Origin of the sequence: Oceanotoga teriensis (assembly GCF_003148465.1) — a bacterium.
In the GTDB taxonomy this organism is placed as follows: Bacteria; Thermotogota; Thermotogae; order Petrotogales; family Petrotogaceae; genus Oceanotoga; species Oceanotoga teriensis.
Genome location: NZ_QGGI01000009.1, coordinates 92,796 through 101,151, shown reverse-complemented (window position 1 = coordinate 101,151; position 8,356 = coordinate 92,796). Strand labels below are relative to the sequence as shown.

Genomic DNA, 8,356 nt, shown 5'->3' with positions numbered 1-8,356 from the left:
TAACTACTACCATATTTTATGTTTATTAATTTTTTAATAAATAAAATTTCTTTCATTATTTATTATCTTTTATATTTTTTTGTTTTTTTTAATTTCTATGAATTATCATGAAATATTCACTTAAGCGTATTTTATAGAGGGAGGTGTTTTTATGAAAAAGGGAAAAGTTTTAATAGGTGTTTTAGTTGCAATTGTTGTTTTGGTGATAGTATTTTTGACTGTTAACGGTACTTCAAAAGATAAGGCATTTAAAATTGGTGCAACTCCCGTTCCACACACTGAAATTTTAAATTTTGTAGCTGATGATTTTAAAGCTAAAACGGGCGTAGATTTAAAGATTATAGAATTTACAGATTATGTTCAACCAAATCTCGCACTCGAAGATGGATCTATAGATGCCAATTTTTTTCAACACGAACCTTATTTAAAAACATTTTCAGAAAAAAATAATTTAGAAGATCTTATTTCAATTTCAAAAATTCATGTTGAACCTATGGGATTTTATACAAAAAAAGATATAAAAGAAAATGATCTTATTATATTACCAAACGACTCAACTAATGAAGGAAGAGCTTTATTATTATTAGAACAAAACAATTTAATAACTTTAAAAACAGATGACAAATTAATAGCTACTATAAGAGATATTGATAAAAACCCTTTGAATTTAAAATTCAAAGAAATGGATGCTGCTTTTTTACCAAGAACTTATAAGGAAGATGAAAGTATTGCAGGAGCCATAATCAATACTAATTATGCAATAGAAGCTGGACTAAATCCTTTAAACGATGCTATTTATATTGAAGATTCTAATTCACCTTATGCAAATATAATAGCAATAAAAGAAAACAAAAAAGATGATAAACTCGTAAATGCTTTAATAGAAGTATTGACTTCTGAAAAAACTAAAAAATATATATTAGAAAAATATAATGGAGCAGTAGTTCCTGTATTCTAATGGAGGGTTTAAATTGTTAAAAGTAAAAGACTTAAATTTAGTCTATGAAAACAAAAACCATGTATTAAAAGATATAAATTTCGAAGTAAAAAACGGAGAAATATTCGGAATAATAGGTTTATCTGGAGCAGGAAAATCCTCTTTATTGAGAACTTTAAATCTTTTACAAAGACCTACTTCTGGCAACATATTTCTTGATGAAATAGATATAACTACTGTAGATAAAAAAGACTTAAGAAATCTCAGAAAAAAAATAAGTATTGTTTTTCAACATTTTAATTTATTATCCACAAGAAATGTTTTTGATAACATAGCTTTACCACTTGAAATAGAAAAAAAAGATATAAAAGAAATAGAAAAAAAAGTTGATAAAATACTTGAAGAAGTTAATCTATCACATAAAAAAAGTTCCTATCCTTCTCAACTATCTGGCGGAGAAAAACAAAGAACAGCAATAGCAAGGGGAATGATAAATAATCCTGAAATACTTCTCCTAGATGAACCAACTTCTGCTCTTGATCCTCAGACAACACAAAAAATTTTAGATTTAATATTAGATATAAATAAAAGATTCAACTTATCTATAATAATAGTAACTCATGAAATGGATGTCATAAAAAAAATATGCGATAAAGTTGTATATCTTAAAAATGGATCTGTTGAATTTTTTGGACCTGTACATGAACTATTTGTAGAAAAAGAAAATGAAATATTTAAAGAATTTTATCAAGAAATTAATATCGATTGGTCAAGGGCTAAACAGCTTTCCAGTAAAGAAACCATAAAATTATTAAAAATAGTTTTCTGGGGAAAACATACTCATGAAGCTGTCCTTGATGAAGTATCTAAAAAATATGATGTGAAAGTAAATATTCTCTATGGAAAAATAGAACATTTAAAAGATAATCCTTATGGAACTTTAATTATAAATGTTGAATCAGAAAATGGAAAAATCAATGATTTTATAAAAGAATTAGACTCCAAAGTTTATAGTTTGGAGGTGTTGCAATGATAAATGAATTATTAATAGCAACATTAGAAACTTTATATATGACATTCATTTCTGGATTAATCGCTGTAATTGTAGGGTTACCACTAGGAATAGCATTATATATACTCTCAAAAAGTGATAAAAAAATATCAAAAATAACCTATGGAATATTAGATGCAATAGTTAATATAATAAGATCTATACCGTTTATAATTTTGATAATACTTTTAATTCCTCTGGCAAAGTTACTAATAGGAACTATAATAGGGCCTAATTATGCTATAGTATCTTTATCTATCGCAGCTATTCCTTTTATGGCAAGACTTTCTGAAAATTCATTTAATAACTTAACCTCTGGATTATGGGATACATCTATATCTATGGGATTAACAAACTCACAATTTATAACAAAAATATTAATACCTGAAACAGCTGCCGAAACAATCTCAAATATTACTTTAATGCTAATAAACCTTATAACTTATACAGCTATTGCGGGAACAGTTGGAGCTGGTGGACTTGGCTCAATGGCAATAAATTATGGTTATCAAAGATTTAGAGCCGATGTTCTTTTTGCTGATGTTATTATACTGATAATATTAACTCAAATAATACAAATAGCTGGTACTAAAATTTCTAATTCTTTAAGAAAATAAAAAATATAGATAAATTAAAGTTTTAAAATAATTAAAAAGAGATGAAATTTAAAATTTCATCTCTTTTATATATGTTTTATTTCTTCCAGAATTTTTAACCTCATATAAAAGCTTATCAGAATAATTCAAAAGTTCTTCAAAAGAATATACAAAATCTTCATTGAAAGCAATTCCGATACTTATGCTTATCTTAAAACTATTATTCTTAAAATTAAAATTATAATTTTCAATAATTTTTCTAAAATCATCTACTCTTTTATAAATATAATTACTATCTTCATTGCAAATAGTAATGGCAAATTCTTCACCACCAAGTCTTCCATATATTTCATTTCCATCAAAATATTTTTTCATAAGATGTCCAAACTCTTTAATAACATAGTCTCCACAGGCATGTCCAAAAGAATCATTAACTTTTTTAAAAAAATCTATATCTATCATTGTAACTGAATAATTCATATTATTTTCAAAAGCAAATTTATATAAGTCTAAAGACTCTTTGATATAAGCTCTTCTATTCTTTAAATCACTTAATTCATCTATATTTGCTAAAATTTGTAATTTTAAATTTAATAATTCAAATTGAATTATATCTTTAATATAGATAACCTTACCCATCAATATATCATTATCTCCAGTTAAATTTCTAAACTCCAATTCAAAAAATATTTTTTCTCCGTTATGTAAAACATCTAATTTTATTTTTTTATTTTCAGATAAAGACTTTAAAATTATTTTATCTATTTTAAAATTTTTCTTTTTATCAGAAGTTAATTTGATTATCTCTATTATTCTTCCATAATCTTTACCTTTTATGTTATAATCAACTATTTTATCATCATTACTCAACAAAATAATTCCATAAGAACTGTTCTCAAAAATATTTTCTCTTGCAAATGTCTTTATTTCTAAAAAATCATATTTCAAAAAAGCATAGGATATTATAAATAATGATACAGGCAAAAACAAAGCCATCCAATCTATACCGGTATTCCAAAATTTTTGCATCAATAATAATAACCCTAAATAAGGAATAGAAGTTCCAACAAAAACTATTTCTAACCTCTTTTTATCCTCAAAAGTTCTTTTAATATAAACTCTCCATATCAAAAGGGATGAAAGAAATATTGCAAAAATTATATATGCACTTTGAACATAATACCATGGACCTTTTTCAATATATAAAAGGTCTATACCATCAAAAGCCCTAACACTCAATTCTTTATAATAAAAATTGTGAAATTGATTTGTCAATCTAATAAAAAAGGTCATAAAAGGTATTATCATTATAAAAAATATATTTTTAAAGCTTATTCTATACTTTGCGTATGTTAAACAAGCTAAAAGCCAAAAAGCTGGAAAAAATGGTATACCAATATATTGAATCTGATTCCAAAATATCATATCTGAAATATTTTTACTATTGAGTTCCATCAAATACCCAAGCATATATATATCTAAACTTAAAGAAAGCATAAAAAAACTTTTAAGATCTCCCCTTTTTCCCTTTGAATATGTTATAGACAAAAGAAAAGAAGTTATCAAAACCGCGACAAAAAGATAAAAACTTATAATTCTAAGAAAAACCATAATACACCTCATATCAAATATCAAATTTAAAGTTTAATTCTTACAAACAAATTATACACTTAAATTTTATTCATAAGATTTAAAATTCTTAAAGTACTATCTATTTTTCTATTCAAATTTTTTCGCCAAGAATCCGAGAGGGGAAAATGTATCAAATCACGGTTTATTTTACCTAAATCCCAAAAATTTTCCTCTAAATTTTAATATATCCAATTTTTAAAATTTTTAACCCTACTCTTTATTCCAGAATATTTTGAAAGAATTTCATACGCATATATAAGTCTACTAGCTTTCTTAGATTTAAAATCGATGGGAAATTCATTTAAATTATCATCATAAATATAATATATTCCATCATTAGAATTAAAAATATATTCAAGAAAATAAAATTCAATTTCAGGATTTAATTTTTCTGCCATTAAAGATACTACATAAAAGTTTTTTAATCCCCATATACACTTTTTATCTTCTGGATTTAAAATTTCTTTATAAATTTTTAAATATTTTTTTTCATCATAATATCCATTTTTAAAAGTTTCTGTTATTATATTTACCCAATTATCAACAATATTTTTTGTAAAGTAATTATTGGGATCTAAAATTTCTATCCAAGTTGAAACAAATAATTTCATCAATAAATTCCAATCATGTTTTTTTTCTTTTCTATCTCTTAATTCATGTTCATTCTTTAAAAAACCTATGAGATAATTAAAACATCTATAAATCGGTTCATCATCCAAATCAAGCCCGAGAATTAAAAGTCTTCTCAATGCACTTTCAACATTATAATTATTATTAAAAGAAATGCTTAAGCTATGAAAATTTCCCCAAGAACCATCTTCTAATTGTAAATTTATAATTTTTTTATATGAAAATGCATTAATAAATTTTTTCTTAATTCTTTCATGACAGAAGAATCTTTAGGAATATTTTCAATATCCCTAAAATAAATATATTTTGGTATTAAATCCATTTCTCTAACATAATCTTTAAAATTAATGTTCATGAATAATCACCTTTTTTATTTCATCATTAATGAATATTTAGTTTCAATATAATTGTATCATTTTTACTAATAACTAATTTATATCTTAATTTAATTAATTTCTTTTTTAAATCTAAAAAGTATATAATAGTATAAAAGGAGGTTGATCCTTTATGAGAGTTACTGCAATATGGCAAAATAATTTAACAAGGAATATATACTTTAAAACTGGAGTAAATTCTAAATGGATAAAAAAAGAAAATAATTTCAATCTTTTATTTGAAGAAAAAGACTTGGCAATAATCAAAAAAATTCTTTATATAAATAGACTCGATAAAAAATATATTAAAAATGTGGAGTCTGGTTGGAAAGATGTCTTCAATATAAATATAATAAGAACTGTATTCAATGAAAAAGTATCTTTTTATAAATTTAGCAAAATCATAAAAGAAATAGAAGAAAAAGGTAAAAAAATTTATGGTTACAATATAATGGACATATTCGAAGGAGAAATTTCTGATAAAATTTCTGATAAAAAAATATGGTATCTCGATATAGAAGTTGAAGAAAATGAAAATAAATCATATAATAAAAACATACCCATTTCCATTTCTGCTGATGGAACTATAATTTCTATTGCTTATTATGATTCTTATATAAAAGATTATTACGCTTTAGTATTACAGCCAAATATTAATCAAAACTTAAAAAATACAAACAATATAAAATACTTTAAAAGAGAAGAAGATCTATTAAATTATTTTAATAATTTAATAAAAGAACAAAATCCTGACATAATAAGCGGTTGGTATTCTGATGGTTTTGATATTCCTTATATCATAAATAGAGCAAGAAAATTTAATATTGAAATTTCTTCTATTGAAAAACTAAAACCTTTTTCTTCATATAAAAAACTTCCTGGCGGATTCATATACAAAAATGTAATTCCAGGCATAAATTTACTCGATTATATGGATTTATATAAAAAATTTATGTTAGCTCAACCAAACTCATATAAATTAGATAATATAGCAAAATTTCATGATATAAAAGGAAAAACTGAATACAAAGGATTTTTAAATTATAGAAAAGACTTTGAAAAGTTTTTAGCATATATATTTCGTGATGTTGAAATATTAGTAGAACTCGAAAAAAAACTAAATTTAAATTCATTAATATGTGGACTTCAATCTGTGATAAAAATACCTCTAAATATGCTCATGGGCAATTCCATAACTATAGATCACTATTTACAACAATTTCTTTTACCACAAAAACAAACTTTCCAAAGAATGAGTTATGGTTTTCAGGATTCTGAAGCAGATTTTGAAGGAGCTATAGTTTTACAACCAGAAGATAAAAAATATAAAAATACAATCGTATTAGATTATGCTTCACTTTATCCAAACACTATACTGACCTATAACATATCTCCAGAAACATTGATTTATGATAAAAATTATAAAGGAAAACATGTAGATATGGGCTTAATATTAGAAGAAGAAAATAAAAACTATTTACCATTAAAATACACCTTAGAAAAGGAAGGTGTGTTTCCATCTTTAATAAGATTTTTATTAAAAGAAAGATTAAAATATAAATCCCTAAAAAATAATACCCCAAAAGATGATCCACAATATATAAAGTATGATATAAAGCAAAGTAATTACAAAATACTTTTAAACTCCATGTATGGAGTAATAGGAACAAGTCGTTTTCCATTACATGATAAAAGAGTAGCTGCTTCCATAACAGCAGGCTCAAGATCAGCTTTAAAGTATATGAACAAAAAACTTAATAATAAAAAATTTGAAAACATAAATATAAATAAAAAAATAATATCCTTTAAAACTGAAGTAATATACTCAGATACAGATAGTTCTTTTAATGTCATACACACTGAAGAAAATTTAAATGCAAAAGATCTTGAAGATATAGGCAAATTCCTAGCTTCATATATAAATACAAATATAGCAAAAGAACTTACAATAAATTATTCAAATACTGAAGAAATAACTCAAAGATGCACATTTTCTGTAGATGTAGATAAACTTTTTGAAACCGTCAGATTTTTTGGAGTCAAAAAAAGATATTTCGGTCATGATTTCGCCAAAAATATAATAACCCATGGAGTCGAAATCGTGAGATCTGATACTCCACAAAGTATCAAAGAAATACTTACAGACCTTTTCATAAAATCTCTTGACGAAGAATTAAAAGAAGAAGATTTACTTGAATATTTCGAAAAAATAAAAGCAATGCCCATAGAAGATATAGCCATATATAAAAATATTACAAAAACAGATTTTTCTAAATATAAAACGATTCCCAACCATGTAAGAGGAGTTCAAATAATGCAAAAAATATATAATTTTCAATACAAATATGAAGATCGTTTATTATATTATTATATAAAATATTTGAACAAAAAAAACTACTTAATAATAGAAAATATCTTTAATATCAATATAAAAAGTTCAGAACCCTTAATATCTTCGTGTATAGAATCCGAACATATTGAAGAATTTAAAAAATTAATAGAAAATAAAGAATTAGAAATAGATTACTACACATTTTTTGAAAAAAATATTCTTTCAAGACTTGAACAATTTTCAGAAAATATTCATATAATACAAGCCGTTAAATCTAAACTTGAAAAACAAGAAGGAATAACTCAAAAAGCAGATCAATTGAGATTATTTTAAATTTTTTGTCATTCTTACGGAAGATATTTCAAAACCATTCTTTTTATAAAAATCTATATAGCTTTTGTTATCACCATAAATTGTTAATTCTATACTTTCTATACTATTTTCAGATAAAAAGACATAAAGACTTTGCATTATTTTTTCGCCATAGCCTTTATGTCTTTCATTTTCATTTATTTTTACATCATATATAAAACAACTTTTATTCTTTTCATTCAAAGACAACCATATTTCACCAATTATATTATTTTTAAATAATACATTATAAACTCTATGTTTTTCATGTAAAGAATTAAATATCTCATCTATTTCTTTTTTAGCCAAGATATTAGCTTGTTTTATGGGAATTTTTAAATTTGAATTTAAAAGTTCTGCATAATCTTTAGAAAGGTTCTCTTTAAATAATCTTAATTCTTCAAGAGTTTTAATCTTAAACTTCATAAATATCCTCCTCATATCATTCATTAT

8 protein-coding genes are annotated in these 8,356 nt (G+C 23.8%); 4 read left to right on the top strand and 4 right to left on the bottom strand.

All coding sequences use genetic code 11. The features are described 5' to 3' along the window. The first annotated feature begins 151 nt into the window (after positions 1-151). The 3 genes from C7380_RS07720 to C7380_RS07710 are packed head-to-tail and all read left to right on the top strand — an operon-like array spanning position 152 to position 2,605. The gene (locus C7380_RS07720; RefSeq protein WP_109604927.1) at positions 152-958 is read left to right on the top strand and encodes a MetQ/NlpA family ABC transporter substrate-binding protein; all 807 of its coding nucleotides are present in this window, start codon (positions 152-154) and stop codon (positions 956-958) included. Between the two features lie 13 nt (positions 959-971). Beyond that, positions 972-1,970 (top strand): methionine ABC transporter ATP-binding protein, encoded by a 999-nt coding sequence (locus C7380_RS07715; protein WP_109604926.1) that lies wholly within the window; start codon positions 972-974, stop codon positions 1,968-1,970. Beyond that, positions 1,967-2,605 (top strand): methionine ABC transporter permease, encoded by a 639-nt coding sequence (locus C7380_RS07710; protein WP_109604925.1) that lies wholly within the window; start codon positions 1,967-1,969, stop codon positions 2,603-2,605. The genes C7380_RS07715 and C7380_RS07710 overlap by 4 nt, the downstream gene beginning before the upstream one ends. A 48-nt stretch (positions 2,606-2,653) precedes the next feature. On the opposite strand, the gene C7380_RS07705 is transcribed toward C7380_RS07710, so the two are convergent. The 3 genes from C7380_RS07705 to C7380_RS13530 form a co-directional block, all read right to left on the bottom strand. Next, a complete protein-coding gene (locus C7380_RS07705; protein ID WP_158274844.1) occupies positions 2,654-4,195 on the bottom strand; it encodes a histidine kinase N-terminal 7TM domain-containing diguanylate cyclase in 1,542 nt (513 codons plus the stop codon). A 200-nt stretch (positions 4,196-4,395) separates the two neighbouring features. Continuing rightward, positions 4,396-4,965 (bottom strand): hypothetical protein, encoded by a 570-nt coding sequence (locus tag C7380_RS07700; RefSeq protein ID WP_146192161.1) that lies wholly within the window; start codon positions 4,963-4,965, stop codon positions 4,396-4,398. Between the two features lie 83 nt (positions 4,966-5,048). Further along, complete coding sequence (locus C7380_RS13530; protein WP_158274843.1) at positions 5,049-5,201, bottom strand: hypothetical protein; 153 nt, start codon at positions 5,199-5,201, stop codon at positions 5,049-5,051. 152 nt (positions 5,202-5,353) lie between these two features. On the opposite strand from C7380_RS13530, the gene C7380_RS07695 reads away from it, so the two are divergent. Further along, the gene (locus C7380_RS07695) at positions 5,354-7,885 is read left to right on the top strand and encodes a DNA polymerase domain-containing protein (RefSeq protein ID WP_109604922.1); all 2,532 of its coding nucleotides are present in this window, start codon (positions 5,354-5,356) and stop codon (positions 7,883-7,885) included. Here the strand turns inward: C7380_RS07695 and C7380_RS07690 are convergent. Next, positions 7,877-8,329: a GNAT family N-acetyltransferase gene (locus C7380_RS07690; RefSeq protein WP_158274842.1), complete on the bottom strand. Its 453-nt coding sequence runs from the start codon at positions 8,327-8,329 to the stop codon at positions 7,877-7,879. The two genes, C7380_RS07695 and C7380_RS07690, sit on opposite strands and share 9 nt — an antisense overlap. Positions 8,330-8,356: the final 27 nt, after the last annotated feature.

Excerpts from the sequence above, each read along its gene's own strand:
- C7380_RS07720 (WP_109604927.1), top strand. The coding sequence starts at position 152 with ATGAAAAAGGGAAAAGTTTTAATAGGTGTTTTAGTTGCAATTGTTGTT.
- C7380_RS07710 (WP_109604925.1), top strand. The coding sequence starts at position 1,967 with ATGATAAATGAATTATTAATAGCAACATTAGAAACTTTATATATGACA.
- C7380_RS07705 (WP_158274844.1), bottom strand. The coding sequence starts at position 4,195 with ATGGTTTTTCTTAGAATTATAAGTTTTTATCTTTTTGTCGCGGTTTTG.
- C7380_RS13530 (WP_158274843.1), bottom strand. The coding sequence starts at position 5,201 with ATGAACATTAATTTTAAAGATTATGTTAGAGAAATGGATTTAATACCA.
- C7380_RS07695 (WP_109604922.1), top strand. The coding sequence starts at position 5,354 with ATGAGAGTTACTGCAATATGGCAAAATAATTTAACAAGGAATATATAC.
- C7380_RS07690 (WP_158274842.1), bottom strand. The coding sequence starts at position 8,329 with ATGAAGTTTAAGATTAAAACTCTTGAAGAATTAAGATTATTTAAAGAG.